This window comes from Paenibacillus popilliae ATCC 14706 (assembly GCF_000315235.1).
GTDB classification, from domain to species: domain Bacteria; phylum Bacillota; class Bacilli; order Paenibacillales; family Paenibacillaceae; genus Paenibacillus_B; species Paenibacillus_B popilliae.
Genome location: NZ_BALG01000019.1, coordinates 1 through 24,888 on the forward strand (window position 1 = coordinate 1; position 24,888 = coordinate 24,888).

At 52.6% G+C, this 24,888-nt stretch carries 25 protein-coding genes and 1 pseudogene; 15 read left to right on the forward strand and 11 right to left on the reverse strand.

Translation table 11 applies throughout. From position 1 onward, the window contains the following. Nucleotides 1-563 precede the first annotated feature (563 nt). From PPOP_RS01665 to PPOP_RS01680, 4 genes and pseudogenes are all read right to left on the reverse strand, one after another. Nucleotides 564-1,643 carry a M42 family metallopeptidase gene (locus PPOP_RS01665; RefSeq protein ID WP_006284280.1) on the reverse strand — a complete coding sequence of 360 codons (1,080 nt, stop codon included), beginning with the start codon at nt 1,641-1,643 and terminating at the stop codon, nt 564-566. Between the two features lie 153 nt (nt 1,644-1,796). After that, a complete protein-coding gene (locus PPOP_RS01670) occupies nt 1,797-3,518 on the reverse strand; it encodes a phospho-sugar mutase (RefSeq protein ID WP_006284281.1) in 1,722 nt (573 codons plus the stop codon). A gap of 640 nt (nt 3,519-4,158) precedes the next feature. Next, nucleotides 4,159-4,435, reverse strand: a pseudogene (locus tag PPOP_RS01675) (helix-turn-helix transcriptional regulator); the annotation flags it as partial. A 185-nt stretch (nt 4,436-4,620) separates the two neighbouring features. Next, complete coding sequence (locus PPOP_RS01680; RefSeq protein WP_006284282.1) at nt 4,621-5,817, reverse strand: YheC/YheD family endospore coat-associated protein; 1,197 nt, start codon at nt 5,815-5,817, stop codon at nt 4,621-4,623. 296 nt (nt 5,818-6,113) lie between these two features. Here PPOP_RS01680 and PPOP_RS01685 point away from each other — a divergent pair, with 296 nt between their 5' ends. After that, nucleotides 6,114-6,959 (forward strand): M15 family metallopeptidase, encoded by an 846-nt coding sequence (locus tag PPOP_RS01685; RefSeq protein ID WP_042227000.1) that lies wholly within the window; start codon nt 6,114-6,116, stop codon nt 6,957-6,959. A gap of 121 nt (nt 6,960-7,080) precedes the next feature. Here PPOP_RS01685 and tlp read toward each other — a convergent pair whose 3' ends face one another. Then, nucleotides 7,081-7,305, reverse strand: coding sequence for a small acid-soluble spore protein Tlp (gene tlp / locus PPOP_RS01690; RefSeq protein ID WP_006284284.1), 225 nt, complete (start codon nt 7,303-7,305; stop codon nt 7,081-7,083). Nucleotides 7,306-7,525: 220 nt separating this feature from the next. Continuing rightward, a complete protein-coding gene (locus PPOP_RS01695; RefSeq protein ID WP_006284285.1) occupies nt 7,526-8,218 on the reverse strand; it encodes a GTP pyrophosphokinase in 693 nt (230 codons plus the stop codon). Between the two features lie 415 nt (nt 8,219-8,633). Here PPOP_RS01695 and PPOP_RS01700 point away from each other — a divergent pair, with 415 nt between their 5' ends. From PPOP_RS01700 to PPOP_RS01710, 3 genes are all read left to right on the forward strand, one after another. Then, a complete protein-coding gene (locus PPOP_RS01700) occupies nt 8,634-9,383 on the forward strand; it encodes a zinc ribbon domain-containing protein (RefSeq protein ID WP_006284286.1) in 750 nt (249 codons plus the stop codon). Nucleotides 9,384-9,567: 184 nt separating this feature from the next. Continuing rightward, on the forward strand, nt 9,568-10,341 hold the full coding sequence (locus tag PPOP_RS01705; RefSeq protein WP_006284287.1) for a TrmB family transcriptional regulator: 774 nt from the start codon (nt 9,568-9,570) through the stop codon (nt 10,339-10,341). A 21-nt stretch (nt 10,342-10,362) separates the two neighbouring features. Further along, complete coding sequence (locus PPOP_RS01710) at nt 10,363-10,674, forward strand: hypothetical protein (RefSeq protein WP_006284288.1); 312 nt, start codon at nt 10,363-10,365, stop codon at nt 10,672-10,674. 119 nt (nt 10,675-10,793) lie between these two features. On the opposite strand, the gene mscL is transcribed toward PPOP_RS01710, so the two are convergent. After that, nucleotides 10,794-11,303: a large conductance mechanosensitive channel protein MscL gene (gene mscL / locus PPOP_RS01715; protein ID WP_006284289.1), complete on the reverse strand. Its 510-nt coding sequence runs from the start codon at nt 11,301-11,303 to the stop codon at nt 10,794-10,796. A 334-nt stretch (nt 11,304-11,637) separates the two neighbouring features. On the opposite strand from mscL, the gene PPOP_RS01720 reads away from it, so the two are divergent. Next, a complete protein-coding gene (locus PPOP_RS01720) occupies nt 11,638-12,426 on the forward strand; it encodes a sporulation protein (protein ID WP_006284290.1) in 789 nt (262 codons plus the stop codon). 38 nt (nt 12,427-12,464) lie between these two features. Here PPOP_RS01720 and PPOP_RS01725 read toward each other — a convergent pair whose 3' ends face one another. Both PPOP_RS01725 and PPOP_RS01730 read right to left on the reverse strand, forming a co-directional pair. Further along, nucleotides 12,465-12,752, reverse strand: a complete 288-nt coding sequence (locus PPOP_RS01725) for a hypothetical protein (protein ID WP_006284291.1) — start codon at nt 12,750-12,752, stop codon at nt 12,465-12,467. A 138-nt stretch (nt 12,753-12,890) separates the two neighbouring features. Beyond that, nucleotides 12,891-14,069 carry an MFS transporter gene (locus PPOP_RS01730; protein ID WP_042227006.1) on the reverse strand — a complete coding sequence of 393 codons (1,179 nt, stop codon included), beginning with the start codon at nt 14,067-14,069 and terminating at the stop codon, nt 12,891-12,893. Nucleotides 14,070-14,384: 315 nt separating this feature from the next. Between PPOP_RS01730 and PPOP_RS01735 the strand changes: the two genes are divergently transcribed. Continuing rightward, entirely contained in the window at nt 14,385-14,573 is a 189-nt protein-coding gene (locus tag PPOP_RS01735; protein WP_006284293.1) for a hypothetical protein, read from the forward strand. A 152-nt stretch (nt 14,574-14,725) separates the two neighbouring features. Here PPOP_RS01735 and PPOP_RS01740 read toward each other — a convergent pair whose 3' ends face one another. Beyond that, nucleotides 14,726-14,935: a hypothetical protein gene (locus tag PPOP_RS01740; RefSeq protein ID WP_006284294.1), complete on the reverse strand. Its 210-nt coding sequence runs from the start codon at nt 14,933-14,935 to the stop codon at nt 14,726-14,728. Nucleotides 14,936-15,445: 510 nt separating this feature from the next. Here PPOP_RS01740 and coxB point away from each other — a divergent pair. From coxB to PPOP_RS01780, 8 genes are all read left to right on the forward strand, one after another. Next, nucleotides 15,446-16,516, forward strand: coding sequence for a cytochrome c oxidase subunit II (gene coxB / locus PPOP_RS01745; RefSeq protein ID WP_042227012.1), 1,071 nt, complete (start codon nt 15,446-15,448; stop codon nt 16,514-16,516). Between the two features lie 64 nt (nt 16,517-16,580). Further along, the gene (ctaD, locus tag PPOP_RS01750) at nt 16,581-18,434 is read left to right on the forward strand and encodes a cytochrome c oxidase subunit I (RefSeq protein ID WP_006284296.1); all 1,854 of its coding nucleotides are present in this window, start codon (nt 16,581-16,583) and stop codon (nt 18,432-18,434) included. Next, on the forward strand, nt 18,431-19,051 hold the full coding sequence (locus tag PPOP_RS01755; RefSeq protein WP_006284297.1) for a cytochrome (ubi)quinol oxidase subunit III: 621 nt from the start codon (nt 18,431-18,433) through the stop codon (nt 19,049-19,051). The genes ctaD and PPOP_RS01755 overlap by 4 nt, the downstream gene beginning before the upstream one ends. A 3-nt stretch (nt 19,052-19,054) precedes the next feature. Beyond that, entirely contained in the window at nt 19,055-19,375 is a 321-nt protein-coding gene (locus PPOP_RS01760) for a cytochrome C oxidase subunit IV family protein (protein ID WP_006284298.1), read from the forward strand. Between the two features lie 110 nt (nt 19,376-19,485). Then, nucleotides 19,486-20,397: a cytochrome c oxidase assembly factor CtaG gene (gene ctaG / locus PPOP_RS01765; RefSeq protein ID WP_042227014.1), complete on the forward strand. Its 912-nt coding sequence runs from the start codon at nt 19,486-19,488 to the stop codon at nt 20,395-20,397. A gap of 73 nt (nt 20,398-20,470) precedes the next feature. Further along, nucleotides 20,471-20,914, forward strand: coding sequence for a DUF420 domain-containing protein (locus tag PPOP_RS01770; protein WP_422730605.1), 444 nt, complete (start codon nt 20,471-20,473; stop codon nt 20,912-20,914). 211 nt (nt 20,915-21,125) lie between these two features. Further along, the gene (locus tag PPOP_RS01775) at nt 21,126-22,031 is read left to right on the forward strand and encodes an ABC transporter ATP-binding protein (RefSeq protein ID WP_006284301.1); all 906 of its coding nucleotides are present in this window, start codon (nt 21,126-21,128) and stop codon (nt 22,029-22,031) included. Further along, nucleotides 22,024-23,298 carry an ABC transporter permease gene (locus PPOP_RS01780; RefSeq protein WP_006284302.1) on the forward strand — a complete coding sequence of 425 codons (1,275 nt, stop codon included), beginning with the start codon at nt 22,024-22,026 and terminating at the stop codon, nt 23,296-23,298. The genes PPOP_RS01775 and PPOP_RS01780 overlap by 8 nt, the downstream gene beginning before the upstream one ends. A 209-nt stretch (nt 23,299-23,507) precedes the next feature. Here the strand turns inward: PPOP_RS01780 and PPOP_RS01785 are convergent, their stop codons facing one another. Beyond that, a complete protein-coding gene (locus PPOP_RS01785; protein WP_340139736.1) occupies nt 23,508-24,035 on the reverse strand; it encodes a phosphotransferase in 528 nt (175 codons plus the stop codon). 302 nt (nt 24,036-24,337) lie between these two features. On the opposite strand from PPOP_RS01785, the gene PPOP_RS01790 reads away from it, so the two are divergent. Beyond that, on the forward strand, nt 24,338-24,634 hold the full coding sequence (locus PPOP_RS01790) for a spore germination protein (protein WP_006284304.1): 297 nt from the start codon (nt 24,338-24,340) through the stop codon (nt 24,632-24,634). The last annotated feature ends 254 nt before the right edge of the window (nt 24,635-24,888 follow it).

Below are 24,888 nucleotides of genomic sequence, written 5' to 3' on the forward strand. Positions count from 1 at the left end.
ATCAATCAACGACCACGAAAATGTTTGGGCTGGAAGACTGCTCACGAATCCTTCTCAGAAGAACTGTCGCACTTGGCTTGACAATCCGTCATACACAAAAAGACAAGCCTCAGGAGTAGTCCTGGGGCTCTTGTTAATCCTACTCGTGACCATATTCGTGACCATATTTATAACTGAAATGATCTGAACTTATCGATTACTTGTTGTACAAAACACAGTATTTACAGCTAATATCCGAATGAATCTTAACCTTACATCGTATTCGACATTCCATTCGGCCTTCTGTCGCCGAAATCGCCTGAACAGCTCCGCAAGGAAATGCTGTAAAAACGAGCGCCATTTTCGATAAACAGCAACGCAAGCCCTCACCGGCTTGCGTTTTTTGTCGTTTCGCTGCCATGTTCTCAAAAAGTATACCGGGATTGGGTTGGCTAAAAATCGCGGGACATCTCCGGAGCCGCAGACCGGGTACCGGGCCCAACCGCCGCCAGAACGAACAAAAGAGCGTGCTCGTCCGGCCCGGGCAGGGTCGGGAGCACGCTCTTCTACGTTCGCCGCAGACGCTAAGAGCGCTCGACAATTGTCTGATAGGCGGTGCGGTCCGTATGCTTCACGAGCTGGACAAGCAGTTCCTTCGCCGCATCGATATCGTCGGTGTGAACGATCGAAGCCGGCGTATGGATGTAGCGCCCACACACGCCGATGACGGTCGCAGGAACGCCTGTACCGCTCAGGTGAACCTGTCCGGCATCAGTGCCGCCCGGAGACACGAAATATTGATACGGAATGCGGTGAGTATCCGCGATATCCTGTACGAATTCAAGCAGGCCGCGATGCGTAATCATCGTCGGGTCATAGATGCGGAGTAGCGCGCCCTTGCCAAGCTGGCCGAAGGAGTTCGGGTCGCCGGTCATATCGTTGGCGGCGCTACAGTCGAGCGCATAGAAAATATCCGGCTGAATGAGATTCGCCGCAGTGCGCGCGCCGCGAAGGCCGACCTCTTCCTGCACGGTCGCTCCGCAATAGAGGATGTTCGGCAGGGTGAATTGCTCGCGGTGCAGCTCCTTCATCAGCTCGATCGCCAGCCCGACGCCATAGCGGTTATCCCATGCCTTGGCCATGATTTTCTTCGGATTGAGCAGTGGCGTGAACAGGCAGACCGGCACGATCTGAAGTCCCGGACGGATACCCGCCTTCTCGGCCTCCTCGCGGCTGTCGGCGCCGACATCGATATACATATGCTTCACGTCGACCGGCTTGTTGGCCGTCGCTTCATCCAGCAGATGCTTCGGAATCGATCCGATGACGCCAGGGATTGGCCCGTTCGGCGTAATGATCTCGACTTGCTGGGCGAGAACGACTTGTCCCCACCATCCGCCGAGCGGCTGGAACTTAATCATGCCGTTCGCCGTAATCTGGGTCGTAATGAAGCCGACCTCATCCAGATGCCCGGCCACCATGACACACGGTCCTTGCTCGTCCCCGCGTATAACCCCGAACACGCTACCAAGGGCATCGTGGACAAATTCATCCGTATATTTGGACAATTCATGCTTCACCAGGGCGCGAAGCTCCCGTTCAAAGCCGGGGGCAGACGGGAATTCAGTCAAGGTGCGGAATAAGTCTAACGTTTCTTGCTGCATGATTACGAGCTCCTTCCTTCCAGGCCTGACTAGCAGCCTGCATCGATTTCGGTGATTCTGTCTAACCCTCAGTATGGACGGGGCGGCGCTTGCTTGAAGCCGCGAACGGGAGGGCCCGCAGTGATGCCGGGTGCAGCAGTGGGCCAGTCGCGGCTAGGTTTGCTTCGATGCGATGAAGGCGTCGATCCGCGCCATCACGTCCTGGCGGAGCGCCGTCAGGCGCTGCTGGGCATCGGTGGCCGACGTGCCCTGCACGGCGAAGTACATCTTAATCTTCGGCTCCGTCCCGGAAGGACGCAGGCAGAACCAACTGCCGTCTTCCAGATGGAACTTGAGCACATTCTCCTTCGGCAGCCCATACAGGCCTTCGGCATAGTCTTCCGTGCGGGCCACGGCGGTTCCACCCGCAGAGGACGGCGCCGCTACCCGCCATTCATCCATGATGCCGCCGATGATAGCCACGCCCTCGACTCCCTTAAGCGTGCGCGTCTCCAGCGCCTCCAAATAGTAACCGTGCTGCTCGTACAGCCCTTGCAGCACTTCGTACAAGGTCTTTCCCTGCGCCTTATAGTAGGCGCCCGCCTCGCAGATCAGCATGGCGGCGATGACGGCGTCTTTGTCGCGCGCGTAATTGCCTGCGAGATAGCCGTAGCTCTCTTCATACCCGAACAGGAATGTGTGCGCGCCTGTCCGGTCGAATTCGGTCATTTTCTCACCGATATATTTGAATCCGGTCAGCGTATTGAAGACCGTCATGCCGTATGACTTGGCAATGGCCGCACCCAGCTCACTCGTCACGATGGTCTTGATGACAGCTCCGTTAGCTGGCAGCGTGCCTTGCGCCTTCATGGCGTCCAGCAAATAGTGGACCATCAGGGCGCCGGACTGGTTGCCGGTCAGGACGACGTACTCGCCCTGTGTGTTCTTCACGACTGTACCCATCCGATCCGCATCCGGATCCGTTCCCATAATAATGTCCGCATCCCATTCGTGCGCCTGCGCGATCGCGATGGAGAAAGCGTCGCGTTCCTCCGGATTCGGCGATTTGACCGTCGAGAAATTCGGATCCGGCAGCTCCTGCTCCGAGACGACGCGCACTTGCTGAAAGCCGAGGCGATCCAGCACGGCGCGCACAGGCTTGTTGCCCGTTCCGTGCAGCGGGGTGTACAGCACGCGGAATTGATCGCTTGTCTGACGAATCGTCTCCGGATTTCGGCTGACGGCAGAGACAGCCGATATATAGGCATCGTCCATAGCCGAGTCGAGCCAGACAATCAGCCCTGCCGCTTCTGCTTCCTCCCGATCCGCCCTGCGGATGTCGGCGAAGCTGTGAATGCCGCGAATCTCGGCGATGACGCGGCCAGCCGTGTCTTTCGTAATTTGCCCGCCGTCGCTGCCATAGACTTTGTAGCCGTTGTATTCCGGCGGGTTATGGCTGGCGGTAATGACGATGCCGGCGCTTGCTTGCAGATGGCGCACGGCGAAGGAGAGTTCGGGCGTCGGACGCAGCTCCGGAAAGATATAGGCCTTGATCCCGTTGCCGGCGAGGACGAGGGCGGCCTCCAGCGCGAATTCTGGGGAGAAATGGCGGGAATCATACGCGATCGCCACCGACGGAGAAGTGGAAGCGTCCTTCAAATATTGGGCCAATCCCTGAGTCGCTTTGCCGACCGTATATACGTTCATCCGGTTGCTGCCGGCGCCGATGACGCCGCGCAGACCTCCGGTGCCGAATTCCAGCTCTCTGTAGAAGCGATCGGTAATCTCCTGTTCATTGCCCGCCATTGCGGCGAGCTCTTCCTTGGTCGACGCATCGATCGACGCATCGTTCAGCCAGGCTTCATACCGCTCTTGGGCCATCGTGTTCATAGTCATTGCGTTTATATCCTCCTTCAATACCCTATATTTGTTGAAGACAATAATTCTCCACATAAGGATGTGTCTGGATGATGCGGCAGCCGCAAGGCGGTAAAGACACCGACATGCATCAAGCAGGGATGCCGCATTGATCTATTGTACTGGATTCAACCGCGTTCTGGATGTGACAAAAAAGGGACAAGCCCATAAGCCGGTCGTCGCGCAGGCAAATCGCTGCGGAGCTCATCCGGTCAGAAGCGTGCAAGTAAAGCAGCCCCAGATCCGTCTAAGGGCTAATGATACGTAGTCACTTGGGGGATATGCCGGCCCAGCTTCTTCAAGAGCGAGGTCAGCCACTCCTGCTCCTCGGCAGGGAGCACCTCCATAAGCTGGCGAGCAGCACTCTGCCGCCAATCTGTTGAATCGGGCTAGGGCCTTTATTGATGGAGGAGCTCCAGAACCGCAACCTTGGAAGGGTTCAGTTTGATAGCGCTTTATATCCTGCTGCGCGAAATCCATCAGTGACTTCGACGCCCACGACTGGAAGACGAATCATTTCAAGGACGGATCGACACTCGCCGCTCGGCCTCGTCCGAGGCTTTCCTTTTCGCTCATTTCGAATCGTACCTTTCCCTGCATAAAGGAATGTCATTCTCCACTATAGTAACAGATTCACATCGATAACGATAATATCCGTCAAATATTTCTCATCCTGATAGCCGACCATCTCTCCGACCTGGGTGATGCGGAGATGGGGGTTCAGCAGGAGCCGCTTCGCCTTCTCGATGCGAATGCCTGTCCAAGTAATCGGACAAATTAATGCCGAACTGCTGCTTGAACTTGCGGGAAATGTATTCGCGGCTGAATTAGAACCGCCGGGCCATATCCCGTAGCGACAAATCCTCGTTATCATGCTGCTCCACGTAGCGGGCGATGAGGCCCCAATGAAGCACCCGCCAAGCCGGTTAGGCCTGGCGGGTGCTTATACTGAATCAGGAGGCCGGGGCATCGGCGGTGCGGTGCGAGAATGGGCGAGCCTCTTCACGTTCCGAACTCGGGCTGGACCCGTTGACCCGAAGAAGGCGTTCCTGCTCCTCCTTTGCTTCAGCGTCTGCTATTGCTATTGATGTTGCTCTGATTGCTGTTTTCCTAGTTTTTCCCCCTGTTCCAAGACGGCTGTCTCTTCCTGGTGTTGATTATGAATTTGGACAATCTTGTGCTCTGCCTTCCCATATCGCTGCCGCGCCAAATACATTGCATAGGCGATTGGGTACGTCAATGCATTCTGGTATGCTTCCTTATCGCCAATCTTGCGGAACAGATCCCGGCTCGGCTTCGGATTGACCTCCAGCAGCCATATCTTGCCTTCCTTATCGACGGCCAGGTCGATCCCGAGCTCGAACAGGGAGCCGATCTTGTCTTCGATCACCTCGCTCAAGCGCTGCGCCAGACAGCGGCATTCCTCCTCAATGGCCTTCGCCTGCACTGGCCCGAAGTGCTTCTCCATGAACGGAAGGAACCGCAGTGCTGCACTGCCCCGTTGACCCGTCAGATTGGAATTCGGGCTGCGCGGCGTGCTGACGCGGATAGCCATTCCTGTCGTCACCCATTCGCCTTCTCCATTTTTTTGATGAAGGACGCGGGCATCGGCGGTTCTTTCGGGCAGCAGCTCTGTATCAATGCCCTGCTGAAGGACGAATGGGCCGTTGCCAATTCGCTGCGACCGGGTCCAATGCACGAGCCAGCGAATGACCTGGCCCCGATGGTGGAGCCGGACATTGCGCAGCCCGAAGCTTCGTTTCCGTCCCCATACTTCATACCTGCCCGGCTTCGCCTGGATGCGGACGACGCCCATCCCGCCGGTTCCATTGCCCGGCTTCGCATAGATAAGCGGGTAGTGGGCCAGCATGCTTCTCAGATTCCGTTCGGAATAAGGCAATGTCTTCGGAAGCCAGCGGGCGGTTCTTTCATCCGCGGAGAACATTTCTAACGCTTTGGACTTGAGCACGAATTTATCGTTGGCATAGGGGAAAAGCGAACGGTTCCGCATGATGCGGCAGGCGGTGTTCCAATTGCTGCGTCTCCGATCGATGACGATGTCGGGCCAAGGCTCCATCGCGGCGGTCCAGCCGGAACGGGTGAACTTGAACCCGCGAATCTGCTTTTGACGGAAGCGGATGTCTGATTCATTGAATACGTACACATTGGCCCCCAGCTTCCTGCCGATCTCCACCCATTGGCGGAATACGAAGGATTCCATGAACCGGGTGCCCTTGCGATATGTGAAAATTCCAATGACCGGATGTCTTTGCTTCATCTGGTATCACCTCCTTGACCAAGAAAGTGGCGGCCGGGATTGTGACTGCGGTTCAATGCGGCAATACTGATTCCGTTGCAGGTACCGCCTATGGGCGGGCTGTCCAAATGGATTGCATGGCGGCTCCTTCCGTATGCGATCGTACTATAGCATATCGACGGAACCGGAGAAGTGTGACTGTCTATTTAGGGAAAGCGGTAATCTCTTACGATTCGAAATCGCTGATAGAATGCGATATAATAGACTCTCAATCTAGCAGCAAGCTGCGAGTCAAGATGGAGAGAGGGGATACTCGAATGAACCAGAACCGTATGGCAGTCCGGTGTCTAAGCGCAACATTGGGTGTAGCCCTTTTGCTTAGCGGTTGCCAGACATCGAGCAGCAGTCAGGGAGGAACGCCGCAATCTGGCCAGACTGAGGTTGATCCAGCCCTGACGCCATCTCCCGATCCTGATAATTCAGCGGATCACGGGATCGGTACGGGTAACGAAGGAGCCGTCGACACCATTGCACGGATGAAGTCGGAATTCGCCTTGGCGAATACGGTACAGGAAGTAGACGGACGAGCCGTCGTAACGAATGAAGAATCAATTATGGTTGTCGTAAATAAGCAGCGATATTTGCCCGATGGGTATGAGCCACCAGATTTGGTAGAGCCTAATGTCAAGTTCTCGTTCGATGAGCCGCATGAGAAGCGTCATATGCGTAAGGAAGCGGCCGAAGCGCTGGAAGCGCTGTTCGCCGGAGCGGAGCAGGATGGCATCACGCTGAACGCCGTCTCGGGCTACCGCTCGTACCAGCGTCAGCAATCGCTGTTCAATCATTATGTCGAGACACAAGGAAAAGAGTACGCTTCCCGCGTCAGTGCCGTCCCGGGGACGAGCGAACACCAGACTGGGTTGGCGATTGACGTATCCAGTCCAAGCGTAGGCAATGTGTTGGAAGAGGTATTCGGCGATTCGGAAGAAGGAAAATGGCTTGCGGAGCACGCTCATGAATATGGCTTCATCATCCGCTATCCGAAGGATGGCGAATCGATTACCGGCTATGTATACGAGCCATGGCATATTCGCTATGTCGGGAAGGAAGCCGCCGAAGCGATATATAGTGAAGGACCGACATTGGAGCAATTTTTGCAATAGCACTTATTGCGATTCGAAACCGAAGTGCAACCTTTAGAAAAAAACCGGTTCTTCTGATTCTCGAATCCCGAATGGTAGAACCGGAGGAAGCTTCCCTTCCCCGGTTCTCTATGCGTGCGGATTACCCTTTGGCGTACGGCTGCTCATCGCGCCGCTCATCCGCCAGCGATTCGATGCTGTGGCTGCGGCGTTCGTTTTTCGCCTTCAGTTGCGCTTGCTCGCCTTCGCTTATTTCGTCTGCATGCTCCGACAAATACTGCTCGCTCTCCCGCAGGTTCTCTACGGTATTGTCGATTGCATTCTGAATATGCGCTGCATTGTCCGCGCGGTTATCCGGCTTTGGCATATGCAAGGCCTCCTTTACCTTCCCGAGTATGGTGGACGCGGCGCGACAAGGTAGACGGCCCTGAAGGTCTGTCTGACCATGCCGCTTTCGCGGCGTCATTTGATAAGGTGCATCAGCCGCCCGCTTTTTATGCTGGATGGCCGATGCCTTAGAGGAGTACAATGCTGCCAAAGCTTCCGGACTCCGAAGCGGGAGAATAGGAACGCATGATTCACGCATTCTATGGCGCTGACGCAATGTCGCGCAGAGACAGACCCTTCTCAATTCCTTTGTGCCAGTCTTCGTGATTGTAAGACAATATCTCTTTTCGCAAATCAAGCATTTTCCGATCCAGCTCATCTACGGCTCGGGCGGCTTCCGTCAATTCCTTTATGACATGAGAAGGTACCTGCTGCTCGAATTTATAATAAATGATGTGCTCTAGGCTTGCCCAGAAATCCATGGCCAGCGTCCGCAACTGTATCTCTACAAATATCCACCGCGTATCCTCGAACAGGACAAGCGGTACCTGAACAATAATATGAAGGCTTTGATAGCCGTTCGCCTTCGGATTGGCGATATAGTCCTTGATTTCCGTAATGCGGATATCGTCCCGGGTCTTCAAATGATCGAGTATCAGGTAGATGTCTTTGACGAATGCGCATACGATCCGCATTCCAGCCACGTCATAGATCTTATTCACAATCCAATCGAGGGTGAGCGGAAGGCCTTTGCGCTGCAGCTTATTGAAAATGCTGCCTGGTTCCTTGAGACGTGTCTTAATATGCTCGATAGGCTCATAGCCGTTGCGAAGTTTCCACTCCGTTTGGATGACCTTGATCTTGGTCTCCAACTCTTCCAAAGCCAATTGATACAATGTCGGCAGCTGCTTCACTTCTTCGTACTGCTCCATAATGATATCGGTCTGTGACATACGAATCTCCTCGTGTAATTGCGTAGTATGCAAGAGACATCGGCAAATGGATTACCGGATATGCCCGTATGCTTCTTCTATTGTAACGGATTCGAGAGCAGGATATCAAAGCACGCCCATCTGGCAATCATTGCTCATCTGCTTCGGAGTGGAGCTGCGGAGGCCGCAGGCTTGCGGGGGTACTCGATTTGTGAAGCAGTTGTTGTACATGTTCTGTGTTAGATGCGCATACGTTGAACAAGAGGCTTGATTCTGGAACAGGCTCGGTATGACAACGAATGGCATGCCCGCTATGGAAGAAACGGAGGGAGCATTCCTCCGATTGTGTGAAGGGTCTGTTTCGGCCTGTGCCGTCTTGTGTATAGGGTTAAGGGGCCATGTTCAACGGCGGGCATGGAAAGGGGAGGGATTGCTTATGAATCGAATATTGCAAAAGTTAAAGGAAGGCGCCGCCAAAGCATCGGAGAAGGCGAAAAATGTCATTGAAATCAATCGTCTGCAATCACAGATTGCGGCCCAGCGCAAAGAGATCGAGCAGAATGTGTATCTCATCGGCGAATGGGTATATGATGCCTATAAAAAGAAGGATTTGACGCTAGCGGAAGATGAGATTATGGCACTTGGAGACGCCAACCTGGTGCTGGAAGGAGAGATCAAGCGACTGGAATGGAAGGTGAGCGAGCTGCACCATGAGAAGAGGTGCGAATGCGGAGAAGTGGCGCCGCTAACGTCTAATTACTGCGCTGCCTGTGGCCGTAAGCTGCCGGAGGATCCGGAGGAGCTGTTCGCAGAGGACCAGGCATGGGGTGAGGAAGAAGTGGAGACGAGCGTCTATACGCAGTCTCCGTCCGCAGTCTCCGAATCGGCCCCCGCCACGGAAGACGACAGCCAGTGGCAGACTCCGCAGCCGGAGGAAGGTGAGGAGCGCGAGGCGGACGTTCGTTACACGTACCATCCGGACCGCTTCTCATCTCACCTGAAAAGGCAGAAGGAAGAATTCTCCGGCCCGCCGCATGAGTCCAGCCGATCCGGTCGGCCGACCGTCAGCGGCAGGCCGGTTGCGAAGAAGCCGGAGGAGCCTTCCGTTCGCCGTTGCCCGAATTGCAACTCCGCCGCAGAGCCGGAGGCCAAGTGGTGCGAGCGCTGCGGCACGCCATTTATATAAGCGTAGGCGGTCGCGGGATGGCTTGAAGAGAACCTGAGGGTTCTCTTTTTTATATGGCGTGTCCACAAATAGCGACAGTATTCGATGAAAATAACTCCGGTTTGAGTTACAATAACAACAGGGAACGCCAGGTGAACAGCCTTGGTATCTGACAGATGTATTCGTAGAGTGGGAGGCTGGCTTGATGGAAGGACTCGTATCGCATTTACGAGCGCTCGGGTTCACGGAAATGGACGCAAAGATTGTCATAAGTTTGTCTGAGCAGGGGGCGATGACCGGATATGAAATCGCCAAAAAGCTGGGGGTATCCCGTTCCAACGTCTATGCCGCACTGCAGCGCCTCGTCGATCAAGGCGTTATCCTTCACCGTAAAGGCGATCCGTCGCATTATGCGGTCCTGTCGGCGAAGGAACTGACGAAGCTGCTGGCGACCCGTCTGGAGACGTCGCTGCGCTATGTGGAGAAGCATATGCCTGCGGCGGAAGCGGATGGCAGCTCCTTCTACAGCGTCGAAGGGGAGCGGGCCGTATCGGATACGATCAAGCGCACGTTGCATGAGGCGGAGCGGGAGATTATCGTCGATGTATGGCCCGATGAAGCGGCCGAACTGCAGGAGGAACTGCTGCTGGCGGAAGCGCGGGGAGTGAAGGTGCTGTGGTCGATCGCCGGGCATGAAGGCCAGACGACCGAACGGATCTGGCCGATGTCAGGGACGGTTGAGAGTAAGTCGCGGCATTTCGCCTTTGTCATCGATCGGCGGGAGACGCTGATTGGCGCGCGGGGTAGCGGCCACGCGACCAAAGCGCTATTGACGGAGCACCCTGCCGTGACGCGCCTCGTCCTGAGCCATTTCTTGCAAGAGGCGGTACTGTACGAACTGGAGCGGGAGATGGACCTTGACGGACAACGACGCTTCGGCGAGCGTATTGAGGAGATTATGGCCAAATATTTTGACTAATAGCATAGAGGAGGAAGTCAGATGGAATGCATTGTTCATTTTGAAGCCGTACACCGTGGAGAGGGAGAGATTGCGAAGCTGCGCGGGCTGGTCATGACGGAAGAAGGGAAGAAGCCGACGCCGCCGGAATTGGAGGAGATGTTCCGGATGATGGGATATAACGTGCGCTGTACGGATGAAGGCAGTCTGATTTTTGTTCCTGTTACAAGCGAGGGCGATATTGAAGAGATTCGCGTCAAGAAGCTGAATATCGGGGAGGAGTCCTACAGCCCGGACATGAAGTTGCACGCCATTGCCGAACAATTGATGAGCAAGCCGAACCGGCCGATGTAACGGAGCGGGAACGGACTTGACTTGACTTGAGATGCGTTCAAATGAAGAGACGCAAGGCCTTCTTCCCGGACATGCAGTGATACGCATGCAGAGAAGAAGGCCTTGCTTCATTCGGCCGGCTAGGCGCGTGCGCCAGACTCGTCCAGCATGGATGTGCAATAAGCGCAGCGTACGGCCTCCTTCGGAATCTCCGAGAAGCAGTATGGGCATTCCTTCGTTGCCGGTTCCACTGGCGCTTCTTCTGCTTTCTTCCGGCGGTGCAGCATATTCGTACCCTTCACGATGAGGAATACGCAGAGGGCGACAATCAGGAAATCGATAACGACATTAATGAATTGGCCGTAGGCAATGACGGCAGCCCCGGCTTCTTGCGCTTGAGCAAGCGACATGGAAGAGACGGGTTGTCCATTCACAACCTGATCTGGGGCAAGCGGAATGAATAGATCTTTGAAGTTCACGCCGCCCAGCAGCTTGCCGATCGGCGGCATGACGAGATCGTTAACGACAGAGGTGACAATTTTATTGAAGGCGCCTCCGATGATCACCCCGACGGCGAGATCGATAACGTTGCCCCGAACGGCGAATTGCTTGAACTCTTCAAAAAAAGAGCTTACTTTTGATTTGGCCATCTGATATCATTTCCTTTCCTAATATTCGTGCCGAAGGCAAAAGACTACTATCTGCATACTCGCAGTAACCGCAGGAACTGCGGGGATAGCTTGGTGGTACATCATGTACTCATTCTGCTCAGTAGAGCGGACTACCAAGAATCTCGTGGCTTTAGCCATGAGAGGTTCAAGATTCTCTTATCATAGCAAAACAGCGGTGGTTTGCGTGAACTTTTTGCAAGGAAGTTCCTGGTAATGGGCAGGAAAAATAAGGGATTTGTCGAATAGATCGAATAGGCCATCGAATTCGAATGGATCGTGATCTTAATAAGAAGTCCAGGGAGGCTGCTGCCGCATGTCCATGTTCAATCGTTTCTTGGCAAGCGCTATGTATGGAGGAAGCCAGATTGATACCTTGCTGGAGCGGGGACGCTATGCACCGGGCGAGCAGATGCGCGGCATCGTGAAGCTTCGCGGCGGCCCCTTGTCCCGAAGGATCGAAGCGATTCACCTGATTTTGCAGACCGATTATGCGGAGCCGTACCTTCCGGGCGACATGTCAAGGACCTGTACGCTGATGTGTTATCCCGTCTGTTCCTATGTGAGCGTGGAGCCGATGGAAACGAAGGACCTTCCTTTCCGTATCCAGCTTCCGGCCCATTTGCCCTTGACTATCGGAGAAACGTCCGTCTGGCTGCAGACGGCGATGGAGACCGGGGAAGTGAGGGAGCCTTCGGATGAGGATCGGATTGAAGTGATTCCGAGCGTGGAGCAGAGCATCGTCATTGATGCGGTGAACCGGCTGGGCTTCCGGCTGCGAAGCGTTCATTGTCTTCCTTGGAGTGAAAGCGGTTTCTCTTCATTTGTGCAGCCTTTTGAATTTGTCGCCGCCTCTTCCTTTCGAGAATTGATCGCTGGTCTTCGGCTCATATTTCGGCGAGGGACGGAAGGGATGGAGCTATATGTTTTTACAGAGCTGGCATGGGAAGAAATAAGGCTCAATCGGTTGACCGCTTTTCTCGAAGCCGACCATAGAATAAAGCATTACAATCTGTCGGATATGGAATGGCGGCTTCTCGGAGCGGAAAAATTGGCAGAGGAACTGGCCGAATGGATACGGGCACAATATGGTTATGCAACCTGAACAGATGACGAGGGGCCGAGGCCCCGGCATCTTCAACCTTATTTATCGCCCCGATCGGTATGCTTGCGCGGATGCGTCTGCTTTGGCGGTTCTTCTTCCGCTTTTGGTACAAGTCGGGGATCGGTTCGGCCTTCATGGTGATTGTCGAACATGAACTCCTTCAGTTCCCACTCGGACGAGCCCAATTGTGGATCTGAGGGAAAGTGCTGGCCGCGGTGAAGCACTTCTTCCCGTCCCCATTCATTCGCATATATGCCATCCACCTCGACCCGATCGCGGGACATGGGATTCATCTTATATTGATTATGCTCCTGTTCTTTTGTCATCGGTTCGTAACCTCCTTTTCTTCAGCATCCGTCTGCCACGAAGGCAGCGCCGTCGCGCAGGCTCTCTATTATAGATGCCCCCAGTCAAGGAATTATATCCGGATCCGGCATGTTGTCCGGCTGGCATGGGCCCGGATGCTACCTTTCCGCGAACCAGCGGGACGGGAATAGCATATAAATAATGGAAATTACTGCGAACAAGCTGGCGCTAATCCAGATGACCGTGTCGGTGGATGTCGCGTTCGCGATGATACCCCCGATAACGGGACCGAGCAGCACGCCGATCCCTTCCACGGTGGAGAGCAGGCTCCAGCCTAGACCTTTATTCCCCGGCGGGATATACAGTGCCAGCAGCGCGTTCCAGGCCGGCAGCACTGCGGAATAGGATATTCCAAGCAGCACGGCTAATCCGTAAGCGAAGATGACCGATGGATACAGGGACAGCGAGGCGAGCGCCAGGCCGAAGATGCCGAAGCCGATAATAAGGAACGGCTTGCGGCCGACGCGGTCCGACCATTTGCCCATCGGGACAAGCCCGAGCACGGTGAAGCCGCCACCAAGCACGAGCAGCACCGAATACTGCTGGCTCGAGAAGGAGAGCACCTCTGCGGCGAAGGTCGGCAGAATCGGGACGAGCATGCTCGCGCCCAGCGTCTGCAGGATCATGCCCGGGAGAAGCGGCTTCATCACCCTCACCTTCACCAGCAGGGCATCCCACTGCTGTCTGAACGGAACGGGAGCCTCAGCGGCCAATTGCTGTCTGCCGCCCCTAATGAAGAAGCTGAGCACCCACGCGATACCTGATAACGCGAACAGGAGCAGAAAGGCGGCCTGCGGATGCTTATCCACAATCAGGTTGAGCAAGACCGGACCCGCCCCCATCCCAACAAGCCAGATCATATAGAGGAAGCCCATTTGGGCGGCCCGGTTCTCCTCCTTCACCTTGGTCAGGCACACGATCCATACCGGTGAGATGCCGACGCCATACAGGGCAGCTGCCGCGATGAATAGCCAGTTACTTGACCCGTAATAGAACAAGCTGATGCCCGCGAACGATATCAATAGCCCGGCATTGATGATGAGCCGGGAGGAGAAGCGGTCAAGCAAATATCCAATCCCCATTTTCAAAATGGTATCCGTTACATAGTGAGCCGTAATGGCGGTTCCAATCATGGCCAGGCTGATATGCAATGTATTTTTTCCATAAATTGGAATAAATGAAATTAGGACCGCCCCCCGAACGAACTCCACAACAAATAAAATAATAGTCAACAACGCGATGTTTGTGCCTAATCCAAGTCCCCGTAATCCCTTCAAGCAATAAACGCCCCTTTCCTAATATCCCATTATAGCGTGTTCGCCTACCGCTTGCCAGCCAATGGCAAAGGGTTGACCAGAGCCATGCTTCAGAGCCTCTCCCCGAAGGAACCGGGAGTCATTTCAAGGCGAAATAGCGGTTCACTGCTAGGGTGCCCGATTTATTTCTTGGCGAACAATCGTGGTGTGTTTTTGCTGCGCATTCGAATATGTTATAATATAGAAAGGTTGCGAAGTTCCAGAAAGAGAAGCGATACGTCCAGGCTGTACTCCATTGTGGAGCATGTTCTACAACGCTTTTGGGAGGGAATTTTCATGGCAACGAAAGGTCACAACGAAGTGAAAGAAAGTTTGTTGGAGATGACTCGCATTTTCCGTCCGAAGAATCCGCGGAAGTTTGTGAGGGAGTATATCCGGAAGTATCGAATTATGGGAGGCTATGAAGACGAACTGACTCATCTTGTAGAGCTTGAGCTTGGCAAGATCGACACCAGCGTATCGTAATTCACGCGGTCATGGCAGAGACGCAGGCAGATGGATGTATATCGGCCGCGTGCAGGACGTGCGGAAATCAGGATAACGGCGTCATTTCTTAGATATTAATGAAGCGCTCCGGGCAGGTCGGAGCGCTTTTTTTGCGTCCTACGGCGCGGCCCTTACTGCATATAACGGCACAGATCTTCCCGGATAATGTCCTGCACCGTCCCGGATACGCTCTTCAACGCGTGAATCGATACCGAATTGAACAACTCCTTATTGGCACTCGTGTATACTTTGGCAATACTCGGGTCATGGCGCCAAATGGCCACGTCCACCGAATGCAGGAATTCATCGGACAGATCGTCCATCCGCTCCAGTGTGCGCATCGAAACGGGTATGAGTATGCAAAAAAGCATCGCCGTCAATGTTTGAGAATCGGAAAATGTAACAGCCGCTACTAGTTTTCGATACATTTCGATTGGAGTGAGTTTATTTTATAACGATTACATTAGTTGATATAACGGGCCAAAATAAATTTTTTTGTGAACTACTCTCGTAACATTGACAAATAAAATTATGGTAATTATATTTAAATGAGTGATTGTATTCATTGACAGAAATGCGACATCCGTGATATTGCTTGTGATTCCAAGGACCGCTTGGATAGCCTTGGGTAAGCGTAAGCCATGCATGCTGCCGCTATCTGACACGGTCAAAGCCTTTCTTCCGTAGCGACTTGAAGCGTGTCGAGAGGCTTGAAATTCCACAGCTAGATTATAATATATATATATATATATTCATACATATGAATATATACTGATACTTTCAGACAGAAGGGCAAGTGAAGGGTTATGAGCTGCGGTAATCAGCGAAAACGTACAAAGTGGGGTTGATCAATGATGAAACGGTGGCGTGCAGTGAAGCGACTCCTTCCTCTGTTAGCTGGGCTCGTCTTGCTGCTCAGCGCTTGTGGTCGCGCGGATTTGTCCGCTCTTAATCCACAGGGTCCGATAGCAGAGGGTCAGTTCGGTCTGATGAAGATTGCGATTACGATTATGGCGCTCGTAGTCGTTGTCGTATTCGCGCTTTCCATTTATGTCGTCATCCGATTCCGCAGACGGCCGGGTGACCATTCGATTCCGAAGCAAGTAGAAGGCAATCACAAGATGGAGGTTATTTGGACGGTTATTCCGATTCTCCTCTTGATTATTCTGGCAGTCCCGACCGTGAAGTACGTGTTTGCTTTCGCTGAAGATTACAGCCAAGATCCCGATGCAATCAAGGTGAAGGTGACTGCACACCAATTCTGGTGGGAATTTGAATACCCTGAACTGGGCGTACATACCGCACAGGATCTCGTCATCCCGATAGGGAAAAATGTGGCGGTCGAGTCGCGGACGGCTGACGTTCTTCACTCGTTCTGGGTGCCTGCTCTTGCAGGAAAGGTGGACACCAACCCGTCGAGCAACATAAATAAAATGTACTTCAGCGCGAATAAAGTTGGGGTATACCGGGGCAAGTGCGCGGAGTTGTGCGGACAGTCCCACGCCTTGATGGAATTCAAGGTCAGATCGGTAAGCGAAGAGACATTTTACGCTTGGGTTAATGAGATGAAGGCAGAGCCGAAGCCGTTCGAAGGCGATAGGCAAGTCGCCGAGAGCTTCAAGCAGAACTGCCTGACCTGCCATGCTATCGATAATGCGCCTTCCCTCGGCCCGAACTTGAAGGGCACGGGAAGCCGTGAAGCTGTCGCCGGCATTTTGCTCAACCGGGATACGATTGATGAGCCGCTTGAGCAGCAAGTAGTTGAAGATCATTTGCGCCAGTGGATACTGAATCCGCAGAAGGTGAAGCCAGGGAATACGATGCCTAAATACGAGGGTGTATTGTCATTGAAAGAGCTGGACGGCATTGTAAAATATCTGGCGGAATACAAACTTGATTCTCTGAAAGAGATCAATAAGTAATAGAAATGTATCTTCTAGGGGGGGAACGACCTTGGCTCACACGGGGAAGCGTCATCGCGGCTTAATGGATTGGCTGACGACGGTCGACCATAAGAAGATAGGTATTCTTTACCTTATTGCCGGAGGCTTTTTCTTCGGTATCGGCGGAATTGAGGCCATCTTGATACGTATACAATTGATTGAACCGAATTTCGATTTCGTGGATGCGCAATTATTCAATGAATTGATTACGATGCATGGGACGACCATGATTTTCCTGGGTGCCATGCCACTGATATTTGCCCTAATGAATGCGATTGTGCCGCTGCAGATTGGGGCACGAGACGTTGCGTTCCCCTTTCTGAACGCGCTCGGCTTCTGGACGTTCTTCTTCGGAGGACTGCTTCTGAACCTGAGCTGGCTCCTGGGGGGCGGTGTGCCTGATGCAGGCTGGACTTCCTACGTGCCGTTGTCCAGTACCGAATACAGCTCTCACCACGGGGTAGATTTCTATGTTCTCGGGCTGCAGATTTCCGGTCTCGGAACGCTGATCGGCGGAATTAACTTCCTGGCTACGATTATTAACATGCGTGCGCCGGGCATGTCATTCATGCGGATGCCGATGTTCACTTGGACGGTGTTTATTACATCCGCGCTCATTTTGTTCGCTTTCCCTGCCGTTACCGTAGGTCTCGTATTGCTCATGTTCGACCGCCTCTTCGGAGGGAACTTCTTCGATACGCCGAATGGCGGCAACGTTATTCTGTGGCAGCATATCTTCTGGATATTCGGTCATCCGGAAGTATACATTCTGATTTTGCCGGCGTTTGGGATTATTTCCGATGTCGTTAGCACATTCTCTCGCAAGCGTCTGTTCGGTTACAGCTCCATGGTCTTCGCTACCGTGCTCATTGGATTCTTGGGCTTCATGGTCTGGGCGCACCATATGTTCACCGTAGGTCTCGGACCCGTCGCGAATGCGCTCTTCTCGGTAGCGACGATGCTGATTGCCGTTCCGACAGGGATCAAAATATTTAACTGGGTATTTACGCTGTGGGGCGGTTCGATTACGTTCACTACCGCCAACCTGTTCGCCATCGGCTTCATCCCTACGTTCGTAATGGGCGGGGTAACCGGGGTCATGCTCGCCGCAGCGCCGGCCGACTTCCAGTTCCATGATACCTATTTCGTAGTGGCTCACTTCCACTACACAATTGTAGGGGGACTTATTCTTGGCCTGTTCGCCGGCTTCCATTACTGGTGGCCGAAGATGTTCGGGCGGATGCTGAACGAGAACATCGGTAAAGCTGCGTTCTGGATGTTCTGGATTGGCTTCCAACTGACGTTCTTTATCCAGCATTTCCTCGGCTTAATCGGGATGCAGCGTCGTGTCTTTACGTATTTGCCGAACCAAGGCTTCGATACGATGAACCTCGTTAGTACGGTCGGGGCGCTGATGATGGGCGTTGGGGTATTGCTCTTTCTGGCTAATATTGTTGTCTCGCACTGCCAGAAGCAGGTTCTGGGCAACGACCCTTGGGAAGATGGACGTACGCTAGAGTGGACGATTCCATCACCGCCGCCGGAGTATAACTTCAAGCAGACGCCGCTTGTACGCGGCTATGACGCTTGGTGGAAAGAAAAGATGGATGGCCATAGGGAGATGACGCCGGCCGAACCGGTAGGCTCTATCCATATGCCTTCGCCTTCGATCTTGCCGTTCATGATGTCCGTCGGCCTGTTCATCGCCGGCTTCGGATTCATGTTCGCCAAGGACGATTATAAAAATACAGCATTAAACTTCTTGTTCAACAACCATCTTGTTGCGGCTTTCGGATTGGTGATTACTTTTGCCTGCATGGTCATTCGTTCCATCAGAGACGATCACGGCTATCATATTGAACCGGAAGAGTTGGAGCAGAAGGGGGTAAAAGCATGAGCGCACCTGTGCACCACGCTAACGGCCAATGGCCTCACGAACCGGAAAAGGCGACGTTAGACGGCCGCAATAAAGTGATTGGCTTTTGGCTTTTCCTTGGCGGCGAAGCGGTGTTGTTCGGCACGTTGTTCGCGACGTTCCTCGCACTCCGCGATCAGGTTGGGGACGGACCGGCTGCCAGCGAGCTATTCCAGCTCCCGATGATTGCGGCCGCGACGGCTATCCTGCTGGTGAGTTCCTTGACAAGCGTATTCGCGGTTCAAGCGCTGCACCGCAACGACATCAAGTCTTTAATTATGTGGCTGATCGTTACCGTTGTTCTTGGCTTCTGCTTCTTGGGATTGGAAATTTACGAGTTCGTTGCGTACGTCCATGAAGGTCATACATTCACGACCAGCGCCTTCAGTACGTCGTTCTATACGCTGGTCGGATTCCACGGAGCACACGTTGCCTTCGGCGTCGTCTGGATCTCCATCCTGATCGGCCAGCTCTTCAAGAAAGGACTGAACCTGGTTACGGCGCCTAAAGTCTACGTATCGGCTATCTACTGGCACTTCATCGACGTCGTATGGGTATTCATTTTTACGGTTGTTTACTTGATGGGAAAGGTGGGGTAAGCGATGGCAGGCCAAAACGTGGCATCCAACTCGTCGAATCGCCGTCATAAGCATGAAGGAAAGCAAAAGCATATCATTGCTTTTATCTTCTCCCTCGTTCTAACGCTTATCGCCTTTGTCATGGTAGCTTCTGCCGGTGTCGTGAACAAAACCTTCACCTACATTCTGCTTCTTGTCATGGCTGTGCAGCAGGTCATCATTCAAATGGCCTACTGGATGCATATGAAGGACAAAGGCCATATGCTGCCGATTGTCTTTATGATAGGCGGAGCTTTCATCGCATTCCTGGCGATTATTATGGCCGTATATTGGGTCTGGTGGTAAGGAGAAACGGATATTTAGAAAGAGGGGACGCACAGGCGTCGCCTCTTTTTCCGTAATAGAGCAGAATGTGGCGAAATGATGGCATCCGCAAGAGAAGGGGATGAACGAAATTGTTGGAATTAACGAAATATTTTAGCCCGTATGATGTATGGAGTCCGTTGTTTTTTGTCTCTTCGGTGCTTGTTATCATTCTCTATCTGGGAATTACGGGCCCGTATATACGAGTATTCTCCCAGACTGACCCTGTTCCCGTATCCAAAAAGCTGATGTTCATCGGCGGCGTGCTACTGCTATATCTGGCCCAAGGAGGTCCGATTAACTTAATGAGCCATATCATGCTGACGTTCCATATGCTGATGATGGCTCTGACGTACATTATTGTGCCGCCTTTGATCTTATTGGGCATCCCTTCGTGGCTATGGAGCTACCTGCTGGATCGCAAGCCGCTGCGGTGGTTGAAAGGATTGATGCACCCGATACTGATGGCCGTGCTGTTCAATGCCTTGTTCTCGTTCTACCATGTGCCGGCGGTTCATGACTATGTGATGACCCATTATGAGATTCATATTGTGTATGACATTGTACTGTTCGTTGCAGCCATGATGATGTGGTGGACGATTGTCGTGCCGTTCCCCAAGTGGGTTATACTGGCAGACGTCAAAAAGATGGGCTACATTTTCTTGAACGGCGTCCTTATTACGCCGGCATGTGCGCTTATTATTTTTGCAGACGAGCCATTATACTCGACTTATGTGGACAAGGAAACGTGGATTCAAGCGATGGGCTACTGTCTCACCGGTGATCCGAGCAAGCTGCTGGCCGCTTTTGACGGCCCTGAATTCTTCAACTGGTTCTCGCCGGTGGAGGATCAGCAACTGGGAGGCATTGTGATGAAGCTGCTGCAGGAAGTCATGTATGGTTGTATTCTGTACTATATATTCATTCACTGGTACCGCAGAGAAAGCAAAGAGGATGACGATATTGTGGGCACTCTTCCAGAAGAAGGGCAGTTCCATTCATAGAATTCGTGTATAATAAAAGGCAAGTCTGAGTTGAGGTAGAGGAGGCATACCATTCGTGGATTTTTATTATCTCATGCCTACGGTAAGCACGACATTTATCGTCATTAGTGCGATTCTGGTCGCGATCGGCTGGGCGCTTATCATCAAGGGCAAGCGCGAGGCGCACGAGAAGACGATGATCGCGGCAGCCGTAGCCGCCCTTCTGTTCTTTATCATTTACGTGTCACGGACCGTATTTGTCGGCAACACATCCTGGGGCGGCCCTGAAGGATTGAAGACGATCTATCTCATTTTCCTGCTGTTCCATATTGTGCTCGCTACCGTGGCAGCGGTATTCGGCATGACGACATTGGTAACCGGATTCCGATCCAAGTTCAAGATTCATCGAAAAATCGGAAAAATAACCTCGATCATCTGGTTCATTACTGCCATCACCGGCGTTGTCGTATATACGCTTCTTTATATACTGTACCCAGGCGGCCACACGAAGCCGGTCATCGAAGCCATCTTCGGCTAGGTACGCAATTAAGCCCTTATGCTTGCTTCCGTTAGAAAAGCAGGCAGGGGGCGTTTTCTTATTGCAGCTTCAATGACTGTCAAGCAATCTGGGCGGAGCGGGACGATGCGTTCCTGAAAGAGAACGGCATTATTCCGCGGCAGACGGCCGACATCGAATGGGATGATATTCCGACGTATGGAATCAAATTGAATCAGGAGGTTCGAAGTGAATGAAGCCATTAGAGTTGAAGCAAGTCGTGAAGCAGTATGCGGACAAGATAGCCGTCAGCGGCCTGAGTCTGGACGTGGAAGAGGGGGAAATTTACGGTCTGCTCGGGGCGAACGGTGCAGGGAAGACGACGACGATGCGTATGGTGCTCGGTCTCATTTACCCGGATGGAGGGGAAATTCGTTATAACGGCCGGCCGTTCCATACCGAACTGCAGCGCACGCTCGGGTACTTGCCGGAAGAGCGGGGCATGTACCCGAAGATTCGGGTAAGCGATCAGGTGACCTACTTAGCGCAGTTGCGCGGGATGCCGCGCAAGGAAGCGGACCGGAATCTCAAATATTGGCTGGAGCGCTTTAATGTGCCGGAGAACTACAATAAGAAGATTGAAGAGCTGTCCAAAGGGAATCAGCAAAAAATCGGGTTCATCGCAGCCATTGTGCATAAGCCGAAGCTGCTCATTCTGGATGAGGCGTTCAGCGGGCTGGATCCGGTGAATGTCGAGTTGCTGAAGGAGACCGTCAAGGAGCTTCGCGACCAAGGCACGAGCATTCTGTTCTCGACCCACCGGATGGAGCATGTCGAGGAGTTGTGCCGCAAGGTGACGATTTTGCAGAAGGGCACTGCGGTCGTCCAAGGCTCGCTGCGGGAGTTGAAGTCCCGATACCCACGGGAGCAGGTGCTGCTTCGCGCCGCCGGGGAAATGGAAGGGCTGGCCTCGATTCCGGGGGTAGCCGACGTGAACCGGACGGAGGAAGGATACCGGATTCGGATCAGCGACGAGGCTGCGGCGCAGAAGATTTTGGAGAAGGCACTCGCCCAAGGTCCAATTCAGCGCTTCGAAGTGAAGGAGCCGACCTTGAACGAAATTTTCATCAAGGCGGTAGGAGGTGATTTGAATGAATAAAGTATGGACGGTGATCGGATTTACGCTGCGGACCAAGATAATGAACAAATCGTTTATTATTTCGACGCTGACTCTCGCCCTGCTGATCAGCATAGGGGCCAACGTCCCGTACTTCATATCTTTGTTCTCGAATAACGAGCCGACTACGATCGGCGTTGTCTCCGGGCCGCATCCGGACATTGCCAAGTCGCTCACCGATCATTATGCCAAGCAGGAGAAGCCGGACTTCCGCTTCGTTCCGTATATGGATGCGACGGAGGAGCAGGTGAAGAAGGATGTGCAGGCGGACAAGATCGAAGGGTATATTACATTCGAAGAAAAGGCAAAGGGAGAATTTCCGCTTGTCGTCTATTCCGGGAAAGACGCGCTCGGCATGGAGAAGGAATCGAAGCTGACAGGCACGCTCGCGCTGATTAAGACGGAGTGGCTGGTCAAGGATTCGTTGACTCCGGAGCAGATCGCCCAATTGAACGAGCCGGTTCAAGTCGAGAACAAGGCGATCCTGAAGGATGGCGGCCATGCCGCCGAAGAGAAGAGTCCCGCCAAGGAGGGGGGATCGGTCTTGGTCGTCACCGTGCTCATCATCTTGTTGTTTATGACGAATACGATGACAGGGAATATGATCGCGTCCGAAGTTACACAGGAGAAAAGCTCGCGCATTATGGAGATTCTCATTACAAGCGTCTCACCGCTCGCCCAGATGTTCGGGAAGATTATCGGGATGTTTATCCTCGGATTAATGCAGATTGGACTTTTTATCATCGTCATGATCGGGAACTTAATGCTGCCGCATAATAGCGCGCCGCTGAAGGACATGAACTTGGATATGTCGATGATCATTGATTGGGGGGTCGTAGGCGGCGGCTTGTTGCTCTTCGTGCTGGGCTACTTCCTGTACGCGACCCTGTACGCGGCCGTTGGCTCGATCGTTAGCCGGACGGAGGATCTCGGCCAGGCGATTATGCCGATTACGATGCTGACGATGGCGGCTTTCTATATTGCGATCTTCAGCGTCTCAACGCCGAATTCGCTGCTGGTGAAGATTACTTCGTTCATTCCCTTCTTCACGCCGACATCTATGCTGCTGCGCCTGGGCGTAGGCGAGGTGGCCTGGTGGGAATTCGGGACTTCGCTTGTTATCCTGCTCGTCTCGGTCTTCGTGTTCGGCTGGCTGGCGGCGAAGATTTACCGTACCGGCGTCCTGATGTACGGCAAGCGCCCGTCGTGGAAAGAGATCCGTCAGGCGATGAAGGCGTACAAAATGTAAGCTTCCGCTGACACTCTGTGTGTGAGTAATGGTTAATAACCTGAGTGGTTAATAACTGATACATTTAGGTTACGTATCCTTACGGTCTACGGTGCAATATTGTTGGAGAAAATAAAGTGCTAGACGTGCAGTCTAATACTTTATTTTCTCCCACTATCACATATGTGGCATATCGCAGGAATAAGAAGTTCGCTCAAAAAGTCTCTGGATCAGGAAGTATAACCGTTAATTATTTTTTGCACTTTCCATAATGCCCAACCTCTCGCTCTATCCCAAGTATCTTTATCTAATATCATTGATTCCATGAGAGTGAGTCTACTTTCATTATCAAAGAATGTCCATGCCATAACTAGATCACATGAAGGGTCTCCTATTCCTAAATTTCCAAAGTCAATTATTCCTGACAGTCTACCATTCTCAACCAACAAATTGCCTGGAGCTATATCTCCATGAACCCAGACAGGCGCCTTTGTCCATTTTGTATTCATTGCTTTGTTCCATATTTCAATGCATGTTTTAACATCAACTACATTACTTAATTCCATGAGCGCAGATTGTGTTTCATCGTGATATACAGCTAAATCTCCTCCACGAAAGAAGTTATGCGTACCTCCTATAGGTCCTCCAGTGCAGTCAATTAATTGAAATTCTTTTAAAAATGTTGCAAGGTCTTTAGCAAATTGATTTAAATTTACATTATCATGATTAACCATTTCACCATTTACCCATTTATTGATTGAAGTAGTTCTGGAGAAGTCCCAATAGCTCTTTGTACTTCTGGAACCACCTCATGAATATCTTTTTTATTGTCCTTTTCTTATTACTCTAAAAGTAACTAATCGTCCCCATTTATTACAAATATATGTAAGTTTAACTTAAGTTATAAAAAATGGAAAGGAAGTTACACCTGCTTGTTGAATAAGATACGGAACCCATTCAGATAGGCAGGGACTAAGATGAATAATCAATTCTCATTACAAGCATCGCCAAGAACTGAGTTACACGAACCCACGTATACGCTTCGAACCCCCTTATTCCGGTGCGGCCGAAGGCCAAGGAGGCAAGCATCGATATCGTCTATAACAACAAGACGAAGTCGGTAACCTTGATCGAAAGTGATGCCACCGTATTCGGCCTGTACAGCGTCGCTCTGTTCTTCCTGGCGCTCAGCAGCCATATAATGAAGCTGAAGAGCTTTGGCCTCCCTTACGTTAGCCCGGCATCCCCTTATCGCATTCGGGATTGGAACGATTATCCCGTGCGGGCTCCGCTGACCTGGATGAACTACCGGCCGAACATGTTACCTGTCCAGAATCAGGTACGAAAAAAGAAGTAGGAGGAATGAAGAAGCTCGGACAGCATTATCCGGGCTAAACCTTCTATTTCCGGGATCTTCGGCAGGTCGAGGCCGATGCGTCCAAGCAGGTGGAGGCCCGGATCGCCGACATGCTTCATAAGGCCCAGAAGGAGTACCGGACGATGTTCTTGGCCTGGGCGATGATGTCCGCATTCATTATCCCCGCATGTGGACAAGTGGAAGAGAGATTGGGCGGATGCCGAGATACGGTACAATCTAACGCTGAAGGTGAA

Excerpts from the sequence above, each read along its gene's own strand:
- PPOP_RS01665 (WP_006284280.1), bottom strand. The coding sequence starts at position 1,643 with ATGCAGCAAGAAACGTTAGACTTATTCCGCACCTTGACTGAATTCCCG.
- PPOP_RS01670 (WP_006284281.1), bottom strand. The coding sequence starts at position 3,518 with ATGACTATGAACACGATGGCCCAAGAGCGGTATGAAGCCTGGCTGAAC.
- PPOP_RS01680 (WP_006284282.1), bottom strand. The coding sequence starts at position 5,817 with ATGAAGCAAAGACATCCGGTCATTGGAATTTTCACATATCGCAAGGGC.
- PPOP_RS01685 (WP_042227000.1), top strand. The coding sequence starts at position 6,114 with ATGAACCAGAACCGTATGGCAGTCCGGTGTCTAAGCGCAACATTGGGT.
- tlp (WP_006284284.1), bottom strand. The coding sequence starts at position 7,305 with ATGCCAAAGCCGGATAACCGCGCGGACAATGCAGCGCATATTCAGAAT.
- PPOP_RS01695 (WP_006284285.1), bottom strand. The coding sequence starts at position 8,218 with ATGTCACAGACCGATATCATTATGGAGCAGTACGAAGAAGTGAAGCAG.
- PPOP_RS01700 (WP_006284286.1), top strand. The coding sequence starts at position 8,634 with ATGAATCGAATATTGCAAAAGTTAAAGGAAGGCGCCGCCAAAGCATCG.
- PPOP_RS01705 (WP_006284287.1), top strand. The coding sequence starts at position 9,568 with ATGGAAGGACTCGTATCGCATTTACGAGCGCTCGGGTTCACGGAAATG.
- PPOP_RS01710 (WP_006284288.1), top strand. The coding sequence starts at position 10,363 with ATGGAATGCATTGTTCATTTTGAAGCCGTACACCGTGGAGAGGGAGAG.
- mscL (WP_006284289.1), bottom strand. The coding sequence starts at position 11,303 with ATGGCCAAATCAAAAGTAAGCTCTTTTTTTGAAGAGTTCAAGCAATTC.
- PPOP_RS01720 (WP_006284290.1), top strand. The coding sequence starts at position 11,638 with ATGTCCATGTTCAATCGTTTCTTGGCAAGCGCTATGTATGGAGGAAGC.
- PPOP_RS01725 (WP_006284291.1), bottom strand. The coding sequence starts at position 12,752 with ATGACAAAAGAACAGGAGCATAATCAATATAAGATGAATCCCATGTCC.
- PPOP_RS01735 (WP_006284293.1), top strand. The coding sequence starts at position 14,385 with ATGGCAACGAAAGGTCACAACGAAGTGAAAGAAAGTTTGTTGGAGATG.
- PPOP_RS01740 (WP_006284294.1), bottom strand. The coding sequence starts at position 14,935 with ATGCGCACACTGGAGCGGATGGACGATCTGTCCGATGAATTCCTGCAT.
- coxB (WP_042227012.1), top strand. The coding sequence starts at position 15,446 with ATGATGAAACGGTGGCGTGCAGTGAAGCGACTCCTTCCTCTGTTAGCT.
- ctaD (WP_006284296.1), top strand. The coding sequence starts at position 16,581 with ATGGATTGGCTGACGACGGTCGACCATAAGAAGATAGGTATTCTTTAC.
- PPOP_RS01755 (WP_006284297.1), top strand. The coding sequence starts at position 18,431 with ATGAGCGCACCTGTGCACCACGCTAACGGCCAATGGCCTCACGAACCG.
- PPOP_RS01760 (WP_006284298.1), top strand. The coding sequence starts at position 19,055 with ATGGCAGGCCAAAACGTGGCATCCAACTCGTCGAATCGCCGTCATAAG.
- PPOP_RS01770 (WP_422730605.1), top strand. The coding sequence starts at position 20,471 with ATGCCTACGGTAAGCACGACATTTATCGTCATTAGTGCGATTCTGGTC.
- PPOP_RS01775 (WP_006284301.1), top strand. The coding sequence starts at position 21,126 with ATGAAGCCATTAGAGTTGAAGCAAGTCGTGAAGCAGTATGCGGACAAG.
- PPOP_RS01780 (WP_006284302.1), top strand. The coding sequence starts at position 22,024 with ATGAATAAAGTATGGACGGTGATCGGATTTACGCTGCGGACCAAGATA.